Source organism: Paenibacillus vandeheii, assembly GCF_030433635.1.
Classification (GTDB): Bacteria; Bacillota; Bacilli; order Paenibacillales; family Paenibacillaceae; genus Paenibacillus; species Paenibacillus vandeheii.
In genome coordinates this window covers 52,989-73,591 of sequence record NZ_JAROCD010000002.1, presented here as the reverse complement: position 1 = coordinate 73,591, position 20,603 = coordinate 52,989, and the positions used below count along the sequence as shown (strand labels likewise).

Genomic DNA, 20,603 nt, shown 5'->3' with positions numbered 1-20,603 from the left:
CTACAGAACGGTTTACTTGACGAATCCATTACGAATGGCAAAGACGACCGCCTGTGTGCGGTCTTCCACCTGAATCTTTTGCAGAATACGATGTACATGAGTCTTGACTGTGCTCTCTCCAATAAAAAGCTTGCGGGCAATCTCCTCATTCCGTAATCCGTATGCCATCTCTTGCAAAACTTCCAATTCCCGTCCGGTAAAGGGTTCAGGCAGTTGTTCGTTTGCTACCGTTTCCTTCACTGAATCCGAATGACTCGGCGCTGAACGAATGGCAAGGCCGATCACCTTGGCTGCCACCGCAGTGCGGTAGATAGCCTCCCCCCGATACGCAGCACGGACCGCATCAACAAGTTCATCCGGTGCCGCATCCTTGAGCAAATATCCGACGGCCCCGGCACGTATTCCTTTGTACACATAGTCCTCATGATCGAATGTGGTCAGGATGACCACTTTGCAATCAGGCAGCAACTTCAGCAACTCCGCTGTCGCTTCGAGTCCGTCTCCTGCTTCCATCTGCACATCCATCAATACCACATGTGGACGAACCTCAGCTGCCAGGCGGACTGCTTCATGTCCCCCGCCCGCTTCGCCTACCACTTCCATGTCCTGCTGTGCATTAATAATAAAACGGAGCCCATGCCGGACCAGATGCTGGTCGTCCACGAGTAGTACACGTATGTTCTGCTCCATTATTGTTCATCACCTCCCATCATCTCCTTCGCATCTTGAGGAATCGTAAGGGTTAGCCTCATTCCATGTGGGTCGACCGCATCAATGGACAAGGAACCGCCTGCCCTTTCACTCCTTGCTCTCATACTCGACAGCCCGAAACCGGGGGAGATCGGATTTTCTTTTTGATACATTCCGTTATCCTCCACAATCATATAAAGCTGATTCTCCTTCTCCAATATGTCCACCTTCACTTGGGAAGCCTGGGCATGACGAATGATATTCGTTAACGCTTCCTGAAGTACACGGTACAATAGTTCGGACGTTTCTGGCGTCCAATGACTCGTCTGCTCCTGGGGAGTGAGTTTGATCGTGAAGCCTGCCATCTCTCGTATCTCATTCACCAGACTCGTCAAGGCGACCAGGCCGAGGCCGGCTTCATTGCTGCCCATCTGATGGGCAACGGTTCGAACCTCCTGGAGACATTGTCTGACCACTTCAAGTATTGTTCCCATCGCTTTGTCCGCTTCCGCTGCGTCCATCTTCATCATATAAGGTAATGCCTGAAGCTGAACAATAATGGAGGTCAATCGGTTGCCAACACTGTCGTGCAAATCCATCGAGATCCGGCTCCGTTCCTCAAGCACAGCATACTGCATCAATCGAACGGTAGCCTGCTCCAGCTCCTGATGTGTATCCTGAAGCTCCTGATGGGCATGTGTCAGTTCAGCGTGAACCTTCTGCAATTCCTCATAATGCCGCTTGCTGTCCTGTCTGCTTTCACGCCTGATTCTTGCGGCCCAGCAAAGAATATAGGTTACAGCGTGAGCCATCGAATACACCAGAATCTGATTAGCTTCGTATTCATCCACATAGAGCAGCGCCGCATTCCCGATGAGAATAATGATACCAAGCAACGAAGAACGATGGAGGGGCAGCTTCAGCGCAGTATATCCGATGAGATAAAAGGTTAATTCAAATATGCGACTCTCGGCTTGGAAGAACTGGGCATAGAGCAGCGTCACGACCCAAATCACCAATACCCCTAACGTCCGCATCCGCTCATTTCGAAGTGACTGTGGAACCCAAACCAACATCAGGTACGGCAGCCTAACGATCAGTCCTGCACCCAACTCGACCCACGACAATTCTTTGAGGGGCTCAATCAGACTGTAGAGCAGTAACAACGTTAAAATGATATCTGCTGTATGATCCAGTACAACCGTTCGAATCCGCATCCATTTCGAATCGTTCTGCATAGCTATCCTTTCCAATCCTAAAATGTGAAACGATTATACACCTCTGCCTTGAAAACGCTGGACTTTGGCATACAGAAAATAACGCCGGGCAGCAATGCTTCCCAAAGGCAGAAACAACAGAGCACTGCTCAGTGAAACCACAGCATGATGCACATCCCATTGGCTGGCGAGCTGTCTCAGCATCATAACCACGATCAGGAGCAAGCTGCTGGCCAGTGATCCCTTGGACATCATTTTGCCTGTGGTTGGATGGACTCGAAGCTGCTCCAGATGCACACGCCACGCACCAAGCCCGCAACCTATGATGAGAAAAACAATATATAACAGGATGTTTCCCACCGTTAGTGGCGTCTGTGCTATGCTCGAAAGCACCCAAAACGCAAGAATCGCTGGTAACAACCATAAACGGGATGTCTTCACTTCCTTCTCCCTCAGAGATAACAATAGAACAATGACGGCTATAATCACAATATTCATCATGTTTTTTTCCTCACCTTCTCCACATGTCCTTCGATCTACATTCAGTGTAGCCGAATTCCGCGGGAATTAAGTCCACCTACAGATGGATTGGCTCTCTACCCTCTTCCATCCAGGGACTTAGCGTGGAAATGTAAGTTTTCATGAAGTGTGATGATGATGAGCACATGGAGCATATGGAGCATATGGAGTTCAAAATAAAACAAGCCGGCTCCGTAAGGAACCAGCTATAGCCTCATTTTTTTGCAAATCAATTCACGTACGCTTTCTCTACTTGCTCTTCAGAAGCTCACGCAATGTCTGCGGATCATATGTAGAGACCAGTTGTTCCAAATATGCGTCCATCCACGCCTCATCCTGATCCCACCATTTCAGTTCCAGCAGCAAAGTAATGATCTCATCATCGAAGCGTTGTTTGATTGGCTTGGCCGGGTTGCCTCCTACAATGGTGTAGGGCTCGATGTTCTTGGTGACTGTCGCATTGGAAGCGACGATGGCACCGTCTCCGATGGTTACACCAGGCATGATGGTTACATTTTGCCCAATCCAGACGTCGTTTCCCAATACAGTGTCTCCCTTAAAAGGAAGCTGATCCAGCGTAGGGGTAACTCTCTCCCAACCACCACCGAAAATATTGAAGGGATAAGTCGTCATGCCCTCCATTCGATGATTGGCACCATTCATAATGAATGTCACGCCTTCGGCAATTGCGCAAAATTTGCCGATCACCAGACGATCACCCAGGAAATCATAATGATGCTGAATGCGGTCATAAAATTGCTCAGGTGGACGACTGTTGTCACTATAATACGTATAATCACCGATCAGCACATTGGAGCGCGGTGGCAAATTTTGAATGTAACAAACGGTACGAATATTGTCGTTAGGGAAAAGTTTTGTTTTATCGGGAGCCATATGTGTTCCCTCCTTTTCCCTCATTGTACCAGAAATAATAAATAAAACGTTCTTATAGGTATCAAGGAGAATGCTGCTAGAAATGTAATGAAGCCGTTTGGTTGTTCGTTTCTTTATATACAAAGTAATCAAAATCCGCGTGTTTCCGGGTCCCACCCACATCCTGCGCACAAAGACCGATATAGGTTCCCGTAAACCGGATATATTCCGGTGATTCATCGGACAGATGTGTGATATCCGTCCAGCCGCCTGCCGGATACCAGGATGGATCATCCTCTAACGCATAACAAAAGCAGGCACGATCATGATCCACCACAACCTTTAACCGGATCCGGTTCACTGATTTTAACGGGATATCCTCCAGCAGCTCGTCATATATCCCGTACCTGGACTGAATAATCCCCAAGCACAGCCCCTTCTCTTCATGATAAGTTACCCGTAAATAGAGATAGTCTTGGGTATCGTAGTACAGAATCAATCCTGCCATTTGCTGTGGATGGTCCGGCGCAAATTCCAGACAAGTTTCGGCTTCGCACTCCAAAGCCTGCAGTCTCCGGGCGACCATGCTTTGCCTGTGTGTTGAGCTCATGGATTCCATTCCATGCAAGCGCAAGTAACCGGGACGTTCCGTCAGGCTGAGCCAAGCCGGGTCCGGTGGTATACGAAGTGTATTCCAATCGTTCTGGAGCTCGAATTGATCAAAGTGGTCCATCTCCGCTGCCAGTTCGAATGGGTGTGCCGCGATCTTCGGTGCAGGCACCTGAACCTCGGGATACCGGTCACCGCTCGCAAGCCTCAGCCAGCCGTCATCGCTCCAAGCGCACTGCTGAAGAGCAGTCTCACGTCCAAGGATGCAAAATTTCTCATTAACAGGTCTGCCGACCAGATGAGCCATGTACCATTCGCCGGTGTGTGTTTCGACGAGACTGCCGTGACCTGCCTTTTGCAGGGCTAAATCCGGCCTGCCGTATGAAGTGAGGATTGGATTGGCAGGGTCAACCTCATAAGGGCCTTGTAACGTACGGGAACGTGCTACCGTAACCGCATGTTCATAACCGGTTCCCCCTTCAGCCGTTACTAGATAATAATAGTCCTTGTGCTTATACAGATGCGGCGCTTCGGTCAGTCCTAATTCAGTTCCCTTAAATAGGTTGACCGCAGGCCCGACCATCTTTTGTTCCCGGACGGAATATTCCTGCAGAACGATGCCCGCAAACCGGTTCTTGCCCTTACGGTGATCCCAAATCATATTGACCAGCCACTTGCGTCCGTCTTCATCATGAAATAAGGAAGGATCAAAGCCGCTGCTGTTCAGATACACCGGATCGGACCAAGGGCCTTCGATATCCGTTGCTGTTACTAGGTAATTGTGGGTATCTTTAAAAGCGCCTACCCGGCTTTTGACATCGGTGTAGATAAGGTAAAACACGCCGTTGTCGTAGCTAAGGCAGGGAGCCCATACCCCTCCGGAGTTAATGTTTCCTTCCATGTTCAACTGTGTGATACGGGTCAGCGGAGAAGCTATCGGCCGCCAATGAACCAGATCCCGGGAATAGTGAATCCGTACACCCGGGAACCATTCAAAGGTGGAAGTGGCGATATAATAATCTTCTCCCGCCCGGCATATGGACGGATCGGGATGAAAACCGCGAAGAATGGGGTTCGTGATCATATTCATTGAAGAAACCTCCGGTAAAAAGTGATGATCTGTACAAAATAGGTACGGAAAATGTACTAGAATGGGTTGATTTCAGTACCAGCCTAGCGCTTTTTTGCCAGCTTCCAGCGCGGTTATGATTCGCTCTACATCGTACACATTTCCTCTCCATGTACCACCGCTGACGGATTGCAGCGCAGCCCACAGCCGGGTATCATCCGGCAAATCTACATCAGGCCGCATATCGGGATGAAAAGGCCTTTGTGCCAGGATGAGGGCTCCTTCTTCCGGCGAAACCTCCGTCTCCCCTTCTCCGACAAAATTAACACTGCCCTCCAGCGTGCCCCGATCCACGACGATGTCAATCAAGTCTCCGCTTCGCAGCTTGCCGATCGGCCCGCCTGCCAGCGCTTCGGGGCCAACATGGCCAATACACGCTCCGGTGGACACACCGGAGAACCGGGCATCGGTGATGAGCGACACATATTTGCCAAAAGGCAAATGTTTGAGCGCAGACGTAAGCTGATACGTTTCCTCCATCCCGGTCCCAGAGGGCCCACGTCCAAGCAGGACCACAACATCACCGGCCAGAACACCGCCTGTTTTAATTGCACGGATCGCCTCACGTTCGGTTGTGAACACCTTTGCCCGGCCACGATGACGATACACGCCATGCTCATCCAGCACCGAAGGATCAATAGATGTAGATTTAATGACAGAGCCTTCCGGAGCGATATTCCCGGTTGGAAATGTCACAGTCGATGAAATTCCAAGACGCTGCGATTGTTCTACGCTCATGATGACACTGTCCGGATCAATGCCGTCCTTCTCTTTCAGTTGCTTTCGCATGAGATGCCGGCGTTCCGACGATTCCCACCAATCCAGCACCTGGCCCAATGACGTACCAGTCACGGTAGGTACAGACTCATCCAGCAGACCAAGCTTTCTGAGGTGCAGCATGACCTCGGGCACACCTCCGGCCTGAAAAACCCGAATGGTCGGGTGGAAGATTGGTCCGTTCGGCAGGGCACTCACCAGTCTCGGAACATTCTTGTTGACCTGTATCCAGTCCTGTACTGCGGGCACAGTTAAACCCGCTGCATGGGCAATAGCTGGTATGTGAAGAAGCAGATTCGTAGATCCGCCGAACGCGGCATGAACGGTCATGGCATTGCGAATCGACGCATCTGTAACAATGTCCGCCATCCTCATCCCCTGGGACTCCATGTTGATCAGTGCGCGTGAGGATTGGCGCGCCATCTCGATCCAGATGGGCTGACCGGAAGGGGCAAGGGCAGCATGCGGCACCGTCATACCCATGGCCTCTGCTACGACCTGGGCTGTTGCCGCGGTACCTAGAAACTGACAGCCTCCCCCCGGGGTAGCACAAGCCCGACATCCTAAATCCGATGCCATTTCCAGAGAGATTTCTCCGTTGACGTATCGTGCGCCGATGGTCTGAATTTTACCAGCGTCCTCTCCATCGATGGGCGGAAGCGTGACGCCACCGGGAACGATCACTCCCGGCAGCTGCGGCATGCCTGCAAGCGCGAGCATCATCGCTGGCAGACCTTTGTCACACGTTGCGACGCCGATCACGCCTTTACGCGTCGGCAGTGAGCGAATCAGTCTGCGAAACACCATAGCGGCATCGTTCCGGTAGGGGAGCGAGTCGAACATACCGGTCGTTCCCTGTGATCTGCCATCACAAGGGTCGCTGACATATCCGGCAAACGGGATTCCTCCACGACTCGATAGTTCTTCCGCGGCAGCTTTCATCAGCAGACCGACTTCCCAGTGGCCCGTATGGTAGCCGAGAGCTGCGGGACTGCCGTCCTCATTGCGGATACCACCTTGAGTACTTAGGATCAGATACTGTTTACCGTTCAATTCTCCGGGCTTCCAGCCCATTCCAACATTCTGGGACATGCCGAACAAGTCGCCGCTTGGAGCATTCCGCAGCAAATCATCGGTTAAAGGCAGACGTCCTGCTGCCCCTGGAGCATGTGCTATGATATCGAAGCAGTCAGACTCCTTCTCCCCCATAATCGACATAATCTGTTCGTACATGATAGCCTCCCACAGTTTATGACTTCACGAAGACCGTTTTGATAGCCGTGAAAAACTCGATAGCCGCTTGTCCCTGTTCCCTGGAGTGTGAACTCGACATCTTCATTCCACCGAACGGAGCCTGCAGCTCTACGCCAGCCGTTTCCGCATTGATCCTGACCAATCCTGCATCCATATCCCGGATGAAAGTCAGCATAGCTCCGACATTTTGTGTATAAATGGAAGCACTTAAACCATAATCGTTGTCATTAGCCACCTCTATAGCTTCTTCCAAGGAATCCACTGGCATTAATGCAAGCACCGGGCCGAAGATTTCTTCCCGGGCGATAGACATGTGCGATTCGACACCTTCAAATACGGTCGGCTGGACATAAAATCCTTCCGCAAGCGCTGGGTCGTCCGGTCTTTGTCCACCTGCCAGCAGAACGGCACCTTCATCCTGTCCTTTTTGAATATAGCTCAGCACGGTCTTGAGCTGTCCTTCGTTCGCACATGGACCCATCCAGCTTCCCGAAGACATGCCGTCACCCAGTCGGATCTCCTGGATTTGCGATAGGAGCTTTTCTTTAAAGGCGTCATATACTTTTCGTTCAATAATGACCCGGCTGGTGGCCGTGCATTTTTGGCCGGTAGATTTCAAACCACCGCTGATGGTGGCCTCGACAGCCAAATCCAGGTCAGCGTCTGCCGCGATGATGATCGGGTTTTTCCCACCCATTTCAAGTTGATACTTGGCCCCTCGTCCCAGTGCTGCGGCGCCGACACGCTTACCAACTTCATTGGAGCCTGTGAACGTAATCCCGCCCACATCCTGATGCTCAGCAAGTGCAGATCCAATCACCGAGCCTCTGCCGCATATAAGATTGAGAACGCCAGCCGGAATGCCCGCCTCCTCAAAGCATTCCATCATTAGCGCCGCAGTGACCGCCGTTTCCTGTGCCGGCTTTAATACAACTGTATTGCCGTAAATCAAGGCCGGAGCCGTCTTCCAAATCGGAATAGCTACAGGGAAGTTCCACGGAGCAATAACGCCTACGACGCCAAGCGGTACACGGGTCGTAAACATCAGCGCTTCGCTATCCGTCGAAGGAATGACATCGCCCGTTTTTCGCATGCCTTCACCAGCGTAATACCTTAAGATCGCGACTCCGCGCATCGTCTCTCCTTTAGCTTCAGGGAGTGTTTTGCCCATTTCCCTTGTCATCGCCTCCGCAACCTCATCGGCCCGGCGTTCCAGCACGTTCGCGGCCTGAAATAGATAGTTACCGCGCTCCGCACCGGTTAACCTCCGCCAATCCCTCGCTGCGGCCTTCGCCGCTGCAACAGCCCGGTTCAGATCCTCTACGCCGGAGTCTGGTACATATCCCACGACCTCATTCCGATTCGCCGGATTTATGCTGGGTTCGGTTTCTCCGGACACAGCCTGCACCCATTCTCCGTTAATATAATTTCTGTATGTCTGCTCTACCTGAAATGCGGTCATAGCATTCATCCTCCTTATAAACTAGTTTGAAATGACAGGATTAACGAGTGTTCCGATATCGCTAATGGATATTTCTATGCGGTCTCCGGGTTCAAGCGTAAAATCATTGGGTGGCACGATGCTTGTGCCTGTCAAAAGTACTGTGCCATCAAACAAATCGTTGTCCCTTGCCAGAAAGGAGACCAGCTCATCCAGCTTTCGATTTAATTCACTCGTGCTCGCCTCACTCTTGACAACCATTCCTCCTCCGCGATATATCTCGCAGACGATGCTGAACGCATAGGGATTCTGCACCGTTTCCGCAAGTCGAATTGCAGGACCTATGGAGCAGGAATTGCGCCACATTTTTGCTTGTGGCAGATACAGCGGGTTTTCCCCTTCAATATCGCGGCAGCTCATGTCATTGCCAACGATGTAGCCCACAATGCAGCCATCAGCAGCAAGCACCAATCCAAGCTCAGGCTCCGGGATCTGCCAAGTGGAGTCGCTGCGCAGCGTGACAGCTTCATTCGGTCCAACGGTGCGGGCTGCTGTGGATTTAAAAAAGATCTCCGGCCTCTCTGCATCGTAAACCTTATCGTAAAAGGTCTTCGCATCCAGCTTGCCATCCGTGGCTTCATAATTCCGCGCTTCCCGGCTCCGCTGATACGTAACACCTGCCGCCCATACTTCCGGAGCATCCAATGGAGTGATCAGGTGCAGGGAAGTCCAATTGTCGGTCAACTCATTTAATGGTTTAAAAGCGCTTTCAACTAATTGAACTGGAGAAATTCCCTGCTCTCTTGCTTGATAGATCAAAGTCATAAAATCTGCCTGTGGCAAACGATAGGCTTTTTCATCATCCGTAACGGCTGCCAGCCACTTCTGTTGTCCCTCCAGAAATCGAATAATTCGCATTCAAGCTTGCCCCCATTCTACCCCATCGGGTTGATAATTCTACCATAGCACCAGCTATGCCTCATGACGATGTTCTAATCACTCCGACGATTTACCCTTTTCACGCATTGTTTTTCTGTTAAGATGAATCTATACGAATCGATCCGTTTCTGGAATATAGAACAATACGAGGGGGTTGGGTTGCTGTGGTCAAGCTTTCAGAAGCCGTGTATTTAGGCCGTCTGCCCGATGTTCGTATGTCTTTTCAATTAATGGGGCTGCATGCAAGAAAAGTAGATTCCAGCTGGACGTATCCTTCCCATGAGCATTCGATGTATGAAATCCATTGGATGATGGACGGACAGATGAACATGGTGGTCAATGGACAGTTATACCGTCAGTCGGTTGGAGACCTTCTGTTCATCCGCCCCGGTATGACCCATTCCTGCACCGGTGCGGGACCGCAGGGCTTCACTTACTTTTCCGTTCATTTCAGCGTACACGATACGTCCTTTTGCAGAGAACTCAATCGCTACAAGGACATTTATTATCCGGCAGATTCGGATTTAGCTATGGGACTGTCCTCTTCACTGTCTACACTGTATGATCTGGCCACAGAGCACTTGTCCATCTCGCTGTCTTCCTCCAAACAAATGAAGGTTCATGCCGCCGTCTTCGAACTGCTCGGCTCCCTGGTCGGCCAGTTATCCCAGAATGCCTCTGTTACCCTATCCAGAAAAGAAACCATCGCCCATCAAATTGCTGAGTATATTGAGGATTCCGTAAGATATATCCATCTTCATGGTGAAATCCAGGAGAACGAGCGAACCTGGATCCAAGACATCGCCAAGTCGCTGAACATTAGCCCGTCGCAGGTCAATCGGATCTTTCGGCAGGTATATGGCACAGCACCGCGCAAGTTTTTGTCCGAAACCCTTCTGAACGAAGCCCAGCGGCTGTTAAAGCAAACAGACCTGAACATTGATCATATTGCGATGATGCTGGGGTATAAGACCATTGCGCATTTTAGCCGTCAGTTCAAGCGGTGGACAGGCATCCCGCCAAGCGAATTTCGCAGTCATTCCCAGCAGGCTGCGGCAGCCGATCATCCTGATGATTGAAGAAATCCTTTGTAGTGTTCACATTAAATAAGCAGCTGCTGGATTATCAGCAGCTGCTCTATCTTTACGCCGGTCGAATCTGTTCAGCCGGTTTATTCTAATGTAAATGAAGCCAAGCTCGCGCCTCCCGCTCCCTTGTAAGTAAAATACAATGCCTGTCTACCGTCCGGAACGGTAATCTCGGCCGTGTATTTTTTCCAATTATTTGTAAAATGTACCGGGATCATTCCCAGAACAGGACCGTCCCATGCTGTTTTGACCTCGAAGACTCCATTACAATATCCGCGCACCTTGATCGTGACCTGGCGGATTCCGTTACAATCGAAATATTTAAACCCTGCCGTTGCTGATTCCACCATATTGGCAATATATCCGGTCTCTTCATCGCCGTCTCTTCCATCCTGGGTAATCTTCGGAAAGCGGCTGTCCAGCCATGCACCCTCTCCGAATCCACCTGTATACATTTGATCATCTTTCGTAAAAAGATTACATGCCAGGTATGCGGGGAACTCCCCTTTTCCTTCAAGAGGCCCCCCATTCGGACCGCAGGACGTCATTTCCACCTGAGGAATGTTTCCGTCCTCGTCAAAAGAAATCTTTTCGATGCAGCCCTGACGGTTGAATGCATCCCCGTTTGTATGGCGGTGATAGAAAATATACCAGTCCCCGTTCATTTCGATCATGCTGCCATGGTTATTGCCGCCGTAATACATCGGCTTGTCAGCCGGTTTATAGGAATCGATATGTAGATCGCAGTTGCTAACGATAACGCCCTGATATTCAAACCCTTTGTTTGGAAATGTACTGGTGGCATAGCATAATTCATGCATGACGATAGAGGAATATACCAAGTAGTAGACGTCCCCTCTCTTCCGGATGGAAGGTGCTTCAAAGAATTCATGTCCTTCAAATCCGCTGCCCTCGCTGTATGGTTGACTCGGTGCTACGAATACGGGATCATCCACAATCGTCAGCATGTTCGGACCAAGGACCGTCACCATCGCGCCATGTCTCGATTTGTCTCCGGCGGCACAGAATCCGGTATAAAGATACGTATGCTGTCCTTCGGTCAACACGCCGGGATCGAATTGTGGCTCGTCCCCTTCTCTTTCTCCCAATCGAGTGCCGTCGGCATATTCTACGTAACCGTAGAATTCATATTTGCCGGCAGGTGTATCGCACACAGCCACCGAAACAACCGGCACTTTATCCAGCACATAATACAGATAATACCGTCCGTCAGGACCTAACGTAACGTCTGGCGCATAGAGGCACATACTGCCGTCCGTATTTAGCGGATCATCTGTTTTTCGGTAGATTACCCCCTCGTTTCGCCAATTCCCAAGGTCGTTCACTGGGGCCGACCAACACACATAGTCGTTCAAGCAAAAGACATGTCCGTTAAATCGGTCATGCGAGCCATATACATAAACTCTGCCGTCAAATACATAAGGCTCACTATCAGGAACATACTCCCAGGATGGAAGGTATGGATTTAACCCCTGTTTCTTCATTCAAGCTACACTCCTCGTAAAAAGTAATTAGGCAATATGAATTGAACATAAGTAGTCATTTTGTTATTTAAAAGTAAGGTTTCTGACTTTTTGATGCAATGACATATCCTACAGTATTATTGATCAATAATCATATTCAAAAATTTTATTTCTTTCAGTTCATTGGTTGTTGATTATAACTTTGAGGCGAACATAAAAGGAACTCGATGTGCTCATCGAGTCCCTTTTATTCAATCCTGATTATTTGGAAGTAAGGCTCACTTGTGCAGCCGTTTGATCCCAATCCACGGTCAGTCCCAATCCTTCAGAGATGAAGCGTACCGGTACAAGCGTGCGACTGTTCTTGATAATGGCTGGGGCATCAATTTCGAGCGTTTCACCATTTACCGTTGCTGTGCTGCTTCCGATCTGGAGCACCAGTGTCTGGTCATTGAGAACGGCAGTTACGGTTTTCGCTGTTTTGTCCCATGTCACTTCTGCACCCAAAGCTTCAAGGATAGCGTTCACAGGTACCATCACTCGGCCACTTTGCTCTAGCGGAGCTTGATCGGGGAACGTAATCGATTTGCCATCCAGGGTTACGGTAATCGTTTTGTCCGTCGTTCCTGTTCCATTATCCGTGCCTGTCGTGCCTGTATCTTCCGAAGTCTCAGGCAAAGGCGTTACTTCACGTCCAAGTTGCTCTTGCAGATTGGCAAGTCGGTTCAGGGCAAACGTCGTCAGCGATCCTGCTGCCATGGAGCCCATACCTCCGCCTCCGCCAAAGTTACCGCCAGGACGTGTCTGGGTATTGCCTGTGCTGTCCGTTGTTCCTGTTCCCGTTGTTCCTGTTCCCGTTGTTCCTGTTCCCGTTGTTCCATCCGGCGGTGTCGTACCATCTGGAGGTGTCATGCCATCAAAACCTTCCGGAGGTGTCATACCTTCCATACCCTCTGGCGGAGTCATACCTTCGAATCCTTCCGGTGGTGTGCCACCCATGCCACCCATACCGCCTGTTGTATCAGCGTTGGCAGAATATGCAATGTTGGATTCAAACTGCTCCGTTGTGTAGAATTTCGTTGGATCTGCTTCTACATAAGGACGAATGATGTCAGCCAGACCTGTGATGCGGTCTTGGATGCCTTCCAGATAATCCGTCAACTCGTTGACGTAGCTCATGTATTTTTCCTTATACTCAGGCACTTCTAGCAAGTTGTTGATCATCGGTACATTTTCCATGCTAATGCCCAGTACAGGCTCGTCCACGGATACATTCGTTGCGTTGGTGTTGGTCGTGGTCGATCCGGTTGTCGTTGTTCCACGTCCGCCTCCACCGGAATATCCATTAAAGGACATGTTAAAGTCCCAAGGTACAACGGTGAACTTGCCATCGGCATCTCCATACAGCATGTAGTTATGCCCTTTGTCGCCGCTATAGCTGTCATAGTTACCAAAGACCATATTGCCCGCGATATATTTCAGCGCCGAATCGACGTCCAGTACGCTCTCAATATCGCCTTTCTCACCTTCGGGCATGTCATTCAGCGTTTTGATAAAGTTTTTGAGTTTGGTTTTGTTCTCGTCCGTACCCAAATCTTCCGTGATGGTGCTGTAGTCACTGCCTTCTGAATATTGCAGGTAACTCTTCTCATCCGTATCGTAGAGGACACCGTCCTCATAATCTTCACCGTAATTGCGTTCCAGATAGCTGTCATCTACCGCTTCGACCCCGGTATAGAAACCAACCAGTTCGCCGTTTACATACAAGTTAACGTAGTTCGTCATCGGTACATCCATGCCAATGCTGCGCAGTGCTTCATAATGAAGAACTTCACGCATGTACGATGGATCGGCGTAGTTGTTGTTCAGGACCATTTTGTCCAAACCGAGCAGGGTTTGTGTTTTGTCGTATTTATCGAATTTCAGTCTGAAGCTGTAACGGTCCGAATCTTCCATTGAAGCTACGGATTTCAAAGTCAGATTGCCCTTGGTGGAGAAACCAACGTTATCCAGCTTGTTGCCGTCCACTTCCACACTGACCTTCTTATAATCCTTATCCAGCGGGCTTTCGAGCATACTCTTCCAGTCTGCATCATCAATCGTAACATTCACATCAATAACGTTGTCCGTCTGGAACAACGATTCATAGGCTTGCGTGACACCTGTGCTGGTGCTCGTATCTTCTGCGGCAAATGCAGCGTTCGGGCTTCCTACCAAGGCAAAAGATGATGTTACCATCGTCACGGACAAAGCCGTTACTGCAACTTTACGTAGTAAACTATTCAATGATTGAATCCTCCTTCTTGATTTCTGTTAAGCAACTTAGGCTTATGAAACCATCGTAGAGGACAAACCTTTAATGAATCTTAAATAAATGATTCACAACAAAAAGCAGCCCATCAGGTCCGAACTCCTGCTGGGCTACTTGCTCTGATCATTTATAACTCGGTAACTGTCACACCTGCTGCTTTGTAATAATCCTCATTCAAATTGCTGAGCAGGTTGGATTTCAATCGAATGCCTATGCCGGCAAAAAGACCGATTCCGTTCGTGTTACCCTCAATTCGGTTATTTTCAATCCACACGTTCTCGGGATCCCCTTCGCCAATATTGCCTGCTCCGGCATCGCCTTTGTCACGCTCAAGCCGCACGGCCCAGTAACCGCTGGAAGTATTGTTCTGGATCACATTGCCGCGTATTACCGTACCCGGTCCGTTCAGCACTTTGATTCCTGCCGCATCTGCAATCGTGGTTGTATTCTTGATGAGATTATCCTCGATTACTGTATCAGGGGTGCCCATGGTTACCGAAATGCCGATTTGGCTGTTCGTGATCGTGTTGTCATGAATGTAGTTTCCTTTGCCCGACTTGCTGTGGTTGCTGGGTGCTGAACCCCCTGTATTGCCCAGTCCAATCCCTGCACCTGTCAGCACATCCGTAATCACATTGCCGGAGATTTCATTGAAATACTCCAGTTCACCATGAAGATCGATAGCATCCAGCTTCGTTCCGTTAAACGTATTGCCACGCAGCACGTTGTTGTGGGCGACAAACTGGATCAACGCTCCATGTCTGAGATAAGGACCCTCAAAGTTGCTGTCCTCCACCACATTCCATAACGTATCATTCTCAAAACCGAGCCGATCAGTCTTGGCCGTTCCCTGAATGGAAATTCCGTAGCCTGAACCGCCAGGGCCCAGATCGGTTGCATTGCGGAATGTTGCATGCTTCACAACGACATCTCTGCTGTGTTCAATGCGGATCGCCATCCGTTTGAATTTCTCTACAATCACATCGTCAATCGTAATGTTATACGATGGAGCCTCGCCATAGTTGGCGATGTGGATCACACTATCCGGTCCCCCTGCGGAGGGATTATTGGATTTGTGATCGGTTGTGTAGCTGCCGGACCAAGATGAAGTTAGGGTCATGTTGGATACAAGAATGCTATGCTGAGCCGATGCTTTCAGGACGGCACTTCCCGTCACCTGATCCAGTGAAGTCTTAAGCACGGTTCCTTCTTTGCTCTCACCTCTCAGGTTCACCCCGGATTTGAGCATCAGGTTGGTGGTTGCATCTGGCCCGGATAACAAATTGTACACGCCATCAGGCAAAAAAACTTCATCTCCGACGTTCGCCTCATTAATGGCAGCCTGTATAGCGGGGCGGTCATCGCTCGTATTGTCAGCCAGATCTATTCCGTAATCCCGTACATCAATGGTACGTCCGGTTACGGCATGTGGGGAATGAACCGCATGTGGTGTTCCATCTGTCTCCGTTAGACCTGGAGCGACAAATGGCACCGTCCCCTCAGGTGGTTGCGGTTCCATGTATGGAATCAGGGCAACAGGCGTGCCTCCCCCTGCAAAGGGGGCATACAGATGCACATCGGTCAGACTCGTATAAATACTTGAATCGGAATTGCCGTGCCCGGTGATTCGTACATAACGTGCAGAAGTGTCCGGGATATCAAAAGCTTGCATTTCTGTCGTATCCCCGCTGCTTTCTCCGTTGAACACCTGCGTCCACAGTTCACCGTCAACAGACGTTTCGATTTCAAAGAAAGTCTTCCTTACATCCCCTTTGTAAAAGCCAACACCAACATAGCCGACTTGCTGCGCCTGCCCCAGATCCAATGTGATCCATTGTCCCTCTCCGGCAACAGACCAGCGTGTATAGCTGTTATTGTCGATCGTATTGGTAGCCAGGTTGCCGTCGCTGCCGCTTGCCGAGACGGAAGCAACAGGCAGGGGGGATACGGGAACGACAAGGGTGGTCAGGTCGGTTGATAAAGCACTGCTGACGTTGCCCGCCTCGTCAATGGCCTTCACTTGAAACGTGTACGATGTTCCGGCTGCAAGTCCGCTGTCCCGGAATGACTTCTTGCCTTGTTCGGCCAGCAGAACTCCATCCCGATAGATTCGGTAAGCAGATACATCCGTATCATCGCTGGCAGCAGGCCATCTCAGTTCGGCAAACTCCGTTCCCCAGTTACGAACCTCCAGCGCGGCGCCCGGCCCCCACTCTGGCGCGTGTGTGTCGCTTCCATCTTCGATTAAAGAGATGACGGATAACTGGGGACGCGGATTGCTCGTTCCATTCGCTTCCTTGGTGTACACGTTCACAGAAACGCCTGTTGATCCGGCATCCCCGAGCAGAAATGCCACCTGTCCCGCCTCTTGGCGACTCTTCACATAATCGGTTACATCGACTTCGTAGACTGCCGGGCTTCCATTCCGATCTGCCGTGACCTGGAATGTGCCAAGCAGCGAACTTTCGCTGAGACTTTGGACTGGCGCATTCGACCAAGTTAGTAATGATTCGCTCCAGTCCGTTGCATCCAAACCGAACACAGACAATTCCGTATCCGTATTCGACGTGCCTTTCTTCGCGGCAATCCGCAATCGATACCGATCTGCCTCAGGCTCATTTCCGGTCATGTCAAACTTGAAATACACATATTTCTTGGTCGACGAAGTGGAGGAAATGCTGAGCAATCCGGTGCTGGAGCCCGTTGCCTGATTAAAATTCAGGTCAGGCTTGCCGCTGTCAATCGCCGCATCATCGCTTGGCAGCTTACTGGCGATGACCTTCTCAATCAACGGTCGTTCTTCTTCACCTTCTTCATCTCCAGGTGAAGTGTCTTCTCGATTGTTTTTAAATATGATTGGCTCGGTAACGACCCGGTTCTTCACATGTTCATCCAGGAAGGCCCACGCCTCTGCATTAGCAGTCTCGGATGCCGTTCCTGTAAATCCATGGCCCTGACCGGGTACGATCTTCATATCCACCATCGGTACACCCGCAGATTGAAGCTGTCCCGCAAAAGTAACACTGTCGGTATAGGGAATAGTGGCGTCAGCATCGCCGTGCCGAATCCAGAACGGTGGATCATCCGGTGAAGCATACGTGCCCGGCATGGCAAGTCTGGCCTGTTCCGGTACATCGAATGCACGATGCCCGCCAAGCAGGGCCGTGACCGAGCTATAGTTATTGGCAAAGGTCGTCGTAAAATCAGCAGGTCCGTACCAGTCGGCGACCGCCTGCACTTTGTCAGAATACTCAGCCCATCCGCCAGAACCTTCGAGATCAGGTACCTCCACCGTCGCTCCTGTATCCAGCACTACGGTATCACCAGCTACCATGTCCCCTGTTGTGCCAAGCAATGCAGCCAGATGGCCTCCCGCCGATGATCCCCAGACACCGATCCGACTCGGGTCCAGATTGTACTGGGCTGCATGGGCACGCAAGTATCGGATAGCGAGCTTCACATCCTGAATCTGGGCAGGGAAAGGCGCCTCAGGCGTCAGCCGGTAGTCCAGAGATACACCGATGTAACCGCGTTTGAGTACATAATTGCATATGGAGTTTAATGCCTGCTTCCGATCCCCGTGGTTCCATCCACCTCCATGGATATAGACCATGACTGGCATCGGTTCAGCTGCCGCTGTCTCGGGAACAGCAATGGATGAATACATCGCCCGCCCACCAGCCGTGCCAATCTCCACATCTTCGTATAAAGTCACTCCCTGTGGTGGCGTAAACTCAGTATTTTCCTCTCCAGGCGGCACGGGGGATGGGGCAGGCGTTATACCGGGAATAGCCTGACCGTAAATGGCAACATTGTCGATATACATGTTGGCCTGCATGGTATCTCCTGTCCGAAAACGAATTTTCACCGTGCTGTTATTGTTCGCTTCCGAACCCAGCGTCCAGCTTTTTAGCGTATTACCTTCCTTGTTCTTCACATCTGGAGTACCTGGGGGAAGTTCGAACGTCTCCAGCGTCGTCCAGGATGCGCCGCCGTCCTTCGACCATTCGATAATAACGCTCCCACTTATATAGGAAGAAGCACGCGTGTAGTAGCTCAACCGGATGTTTCCGTATCCGGTCAGGTTTAGCGGCAGCGCAAGCGCATCGGTTCCGTCCATCTTGATCATGTTGGGCAGCGACGGAGCAGTGGTGGAAGAAGACGTTTTGGCCTTGCTTCCACCTGCCCCTTCCTGCAACCAGGGAGCTCTCAATGCAATTCCACCTGTAGAGCCAAAATTGTCCGGGTCATCAAAATTTTCCGCGTAAATCTCCAGCTCCGGGCCCTCTGGATCCGGGATATTCCCCTCCTGCGCAGCATTTAAAATAGAATGAGAAACGCCGTCATCCATTGCCCGGACTTCATGTACGGGAACGATGGTGCCGCTAATGAGAATCACAGACATGGCAACAAGTACAACGCGCTTTTTCCACGTTTTGAACAAGTCATTCACTTGTATCCCCTCCGCACGGTAGTCAATTCTTCTGACATTATGCCCTTGCGATCTGTCCGTTCTCCGGAGCTGCTGCTTCTCGTTGACGTGTTTCATCTGCACGGTGAGCAGGACATCCTATGCTAATTGTAGTCGTTGCTTATCTCGCACAATTCTAGCGACGCGGCAAAGATACGCCTTCACCGTCCTTGAATTTCTGCGTGGCTTCCTCAATCGCACGATCGCCGCCTTTGGATTTCCATTCCTCAACCACTTTCGGCCAGTCGGAGATCGGCTCCTTCCCATAAACCATTTTGATCATGTGTGTGAGCAATACCTGAGGAGGGGTATCCGAGTTGGGAGCAATATCGGGATTCTGTACAAAAGCCTCCAAACGCGGATCAAAGTTAATGCCATCCCGGCCTTCCTTAGCTAAAATGGTATCGTAAATATTCATCAGCTTTCTGCCTTCCTCTGTCAGTGATAACGAGCCTTTATTGTACGTCGTGTCCTGTACGAACCATAAGAACGACTGACGGTAACGCTCCTCGTCCACGCCAGCAGAGTCCGTCGGGGCCGTGTATGAAATCACGCCATTATCCTCTGTATAGGTCTCTCCCTCCGTGCCGTACGTGAAAAATTTCTCCGCTTCATCGGACACCATCCAGTTAAAGAAACGGATAATGGAAGCCGGGTCAGCCGCATCTTTGTTAATAAAGTAAGCCCGTGTCACCGGACCGTACAGATAGTACCCTCCTTTACCGTCCGGACCGACAGGCGAAGGGATAATCTCAATTTTGGCATCGGGAACCGACGCTTTAATCTGCTTCTCCCATTGAATAAGTTCGTTGGCGTTCATGGACCACATGCCCGCCTTGCCAGAGAGGATCGTATTTTTGAATACCGTTGAATTGATGGTCGCGAACTCTTTGTTGATCAACCCTTCCTCGTACATGGTCTTGTAGACGGTCAGGGCTTGCTGCATATTTTCGTTATCCATGAACTTTGGTACAATCTGATCGCCCTGCTGCTCCATCATGGACAGGAATTGCTGCACGTCATAAGCACCGAAAAAGGTATCTGCATACTTGAAATCTTCACGCCCCATATATGGATTCTCCACGCCAAGCTTCTTAAAGGCACGTAAAACGTCCATAGTCTCCTCGACCGTAGTAGGCACCGGTAGCCCCGTTTGATCCAGCAAATCCTTGCGAATCCAGGTTGCCCGACGAGATGGATTGGATAAATATTCGGGGATGGCATAGATATGGCCGTCATGGGTTACCTGGTCCCAGGCTTCTTTCGGCACGGCTTTGAGCAAATCTTGCCCGTACTGCTGCAGCAGTTCATCCAGCGGCTGAAATACTCCGGCTTCGACCGATCCGGCCATCTCTTTACCGTTGACCCCGCCGTCACCCTGAACCACATCAGGAATATCGTTGGTGGCAAACATCTGGACCATCTTCTGCTCATATTCCTTATGAGGCACCAGGACGATTTTCAGATCGGTATTGGTCAGATCCTCCAGCTTCTTGACCCATTTATCCTTGTTAATGTCCGGCGACTTCTCCACATACGTATACGCCAACGTACGCAGTGACATGGAGAACTTCGTTTTGCCGTCTCCCCCGCTCTCACCGGATGCCGCTCCGCTCCCCTTGTTACACCCTGTCATGACAGCTGCCACCAGCAATAGCGCCATGCCTGAGACCATCCACTTTTTCATGCTACCCCTCTTTTCATCCTGATTTAGATTTAGGTACCACTCGTTGGTGAAGCGCTTTCAAATTAGATGTTAAAACATCCCCACCGTCTGCAACAATGGAGATGTTTTAGATGA

13 protein-coding genes are annotated in these 20,603 nt (G+C 50.5%); 1 reads left to right on the top strand and 12 read right to left on the bottom strand.

The features are described 5' to 3' along the window. Window positions 1-12: 12 nt before the first annotated feature. From P5G61_RS03170 to P5G61_RS03135, 8 genes are all read right to left on the bottom strand, one after another. The gene (locus P5G61_RS03170; RefSeq protein ID WP_301245207.1) at window positions 13-693 is read right to left on the bottom strand and encodes a response regulator transcription factor; all 681 of its coding nucleotides are present in this window, start codon (window positions 691-693) and stop codon (window positions 13-15) included. Next, window positions 690-1,928 carry a sensor histidine kinase gene (locus P5G61_RS03165; RefSeq protein ID WP_301244426.1) on the bottom strand — a complete coding sequence of 413 codons (1,239 nt, stop codon included), beginning with the start codon at window positions 1,926-1,928 and terminating at the stop codon, window positions 690-692. Before P5G61_RS03165 ends, P5G61_RS03170 begins: the two co-directional genes overlap by 4 nt. Window positions 1,929-1,961: 33 nt before the next feature. Further along, window positions 1,962-2,408 carry a hypothetical protein gene (locus P5G61_RS03160; protein WP_301244424.1) on the bottom strand — a complete coding sequence of 149 codons (447 nt, stop codon included), beginning with the start codon at window positions 2,406-2,408 and terminating at the stop codon, window positions 1,962-1,964. A 267-nt stretch (window positions 2,409-2,675) separates the two neighbouring features. Next, window positions 2,676-3,320 (bottom strand): Vat family streptogramin A O-acetyltransferase, encoded by a 645-nt coding sequence (locus P5G61_RS03155; protein WP_301244422.1) that lies wholly within the window; start codon window positions 3,318-3,320, stop codon window positions 2,676-2,678. A 76-nt stretch (window positions 3,321-3,396) separates the two neighbouring features. Next, on the bottom strand, window positions 3,397-4,998 hold the full coding sequence (locus tag P5G61_RS03150; RefSeq protein WP_301244420.1) for a glycoside hydrolase family 43 protein: 1,602 nt from the start codon (window positions 4,996-4,998) through the stop codon (window positions 3,397-3,399). A 72-nt stretch (window positions 4,999-5,070) separates the two neighbouring features. Then, window positions 5,071-7,047 carry a YjhG/YagF family D-xylonate dehydratase gene (locus tag P5G61_RS03145; RefSeq protein ID WP_301244418.1) on the bottom strand — a complete coding sequence of 659 codons (1,977 nt, stop codon included), beginning with the start codon at window positions 7,045-7,047 and terminating at the stop codon, window positions 5,071-5,073. 16 nt (window positions 7,048-7,063) lie between these two features. Further along, window positions 7,064-8,530, bottom strand: a complete 1,467-nt coding sequence (gucD, locus tag P5G61_RS03140; protein ID WP_301244416.1) for an alpha-ketoglutaric semialdehyde dehydrogenase GucD — start codon at window positions 8,528-8,530, stop codon at window positions 7,064-7,066. A gap of 21 nt (window positions 8,531-8,551) precedes the next feature. Then, window positions 8,552-9,427, bottom strand: coding sequence for a fumarylacetoacetate hydrolase family protein (locus tag P5G61_RS03135; protein ID WP_301244414.1), 876 nt, complete (start codon window positions 9,425-9,427; stop codon window positions 8,552-8,554). A 185-nt stretch (window positions 9,428-9,612) separates the two neighbouring features. Here P5G61_RS03135 and P5G61_RS03130 point away from each other — a divergent pair, with 185 nt between their 5' ends. Further along, a complete protein-coding gene (locus P5G61_RS03130) occupies window positions 9,613-10,527 on the top strand; it encodes an AraC family transcriptional regulator (protein WP_301244412.1) in 915 nt (304 codons plus the stop codon). Between the two features lie 92 nt (window positions 10,528-10,619). On the opposite strand, the gene P5G61_RS03125 is transcribed toward P5G61_RS03130, so the two are convergent. From P5G61_RS03125 to P5G61_RS03110, 4 genes are all read right to left on the bottom strand, one after another. Continuing rightward, window positions 10,620-12,041 (bottom strand): family 43 glycosylhydrolase, encoded by a 1,422-nt coding sequence (locus P5G61_RS03125; protein ID WP_301244410.1) that lies wholly within the window; start codon window positions 12,039-12,041, stop codon window positions 10,620-10,622. A gap of 240 nt (window positions 12,042-12,281) precedes the next feature. After that, window positions 12,282-14,306: a CotH kinase family protein gene (locus P5G61_RS03120; protein ID WP_301244408.1), complete on the bottom strand. Its 2,025-nt coding sequence runs from the start codon at window positions 14,304-14,306 to the stop codon at window positions 12,282-12,284. A gap of 152 nt (window positions 14,307-14,458) precedes the next feature. Beyond that, window positions 14,459-18,880 carry an alpha/beta hydrolase fold domain-containing protein gene (locus tag P5G61_RS03115; RefSeq protein ID WP_301244406.1) on the bottom strand — a complete coding sequence of 1,474 codons (4,422 nt, stop codon included), beginning with the start codon at window positions 18,878-18,880 and terminating at the stop codon, window positions 14,459-14,461. A gap of 58 nt (window positions 18,881-18,938) precedes the next feature. Next, on the bottom strand, window positions 18,939-20,489 hold the full coding sequence (locus P5G61_RS03110) for an extracellular solute-binding protein (RefSeq protein WP_301244404.1): 1,551 nt from the start codon (window positions 20,487-20,489) through the stop codon (window positions 18,939-18,941). Window positions 20,490-20,603: the final 114 nt, after the last annotated feature.

Excerpts from the sequence above, each read along its gene's own strand:
- P5G61_RS03110 (WP_301244404.1), bottom strand. The coding sequence starts at position 20,489 with ATGAAAAAGTGGATGGTCTCAGGCATGGCGCTATTGCTGGTGGCAGCT.
- P5G61_RS03145 (WP_301244418.1), bottom strand. The coding sequence starts at position 7,047 with ATGTACGAACAGATTATGTCGATTATGGGGGAGAAGGAGTCTGACTGC.
- P5G61_RS03155 (WP_301244422.1), bottom strand. The coding sequence starts at position 3,320 with ATGGCTCCCGATAAAACAAAACTTTTCCCTAACGACAATATTCGTACC.
- P5G61_RS03150 (WP_301244420.1), bottom strand. The coding sequence starts at position 4,998 with ATGAATATGATCACGAACCCCATTCTTCGCGGTTTTCATCCCGATCCG.
- P5G61_RS03135 (WP_301244414.1), bottom strand. The coding sequence starts at position 9,427 with ATGCGAATTATTCGATTTCTGGAGGGACAACAGAAGTGGCTGGCAGCC.
- P5G61_RS03125 (WP_301244410.1), bottom strand. The coding sequence starts at position 12,041 with ATGAAGAAACAGGGGTTAAATCCATACCTTCCATCCTGGGAGTATGTT.
- P5G61_RS03165 (WP_301244426.1), bottom strand. The coding sequence starts at position 1,928 with ATGCAGAACGATTCGAAATGGATGCGGATTCGAACGGTTGTACTGGAT.
- P5G61_RS03160 (WP_301244424.1), bottom strand. The coding sequence starts at position 2,408 with ATGATGAATATTGTGATTATAGCCGTCATTGTTCTATTGTTATCTCTG.
- P5G61_RS03115 (WP_301244406.1), bottom strand. The coding sequence starts at position 18,880 with ATGAAACACGTCAACGAGAAGCAGCAGCTCCGGAGAACGGACAGATCG.
- gucD (WP_301244416.1), bottom strand. The coding sequence starts at position 8,530 with ATGACCGCATTTCAGGTAGAGCAGACATACAGAAATTATATTAACGGA.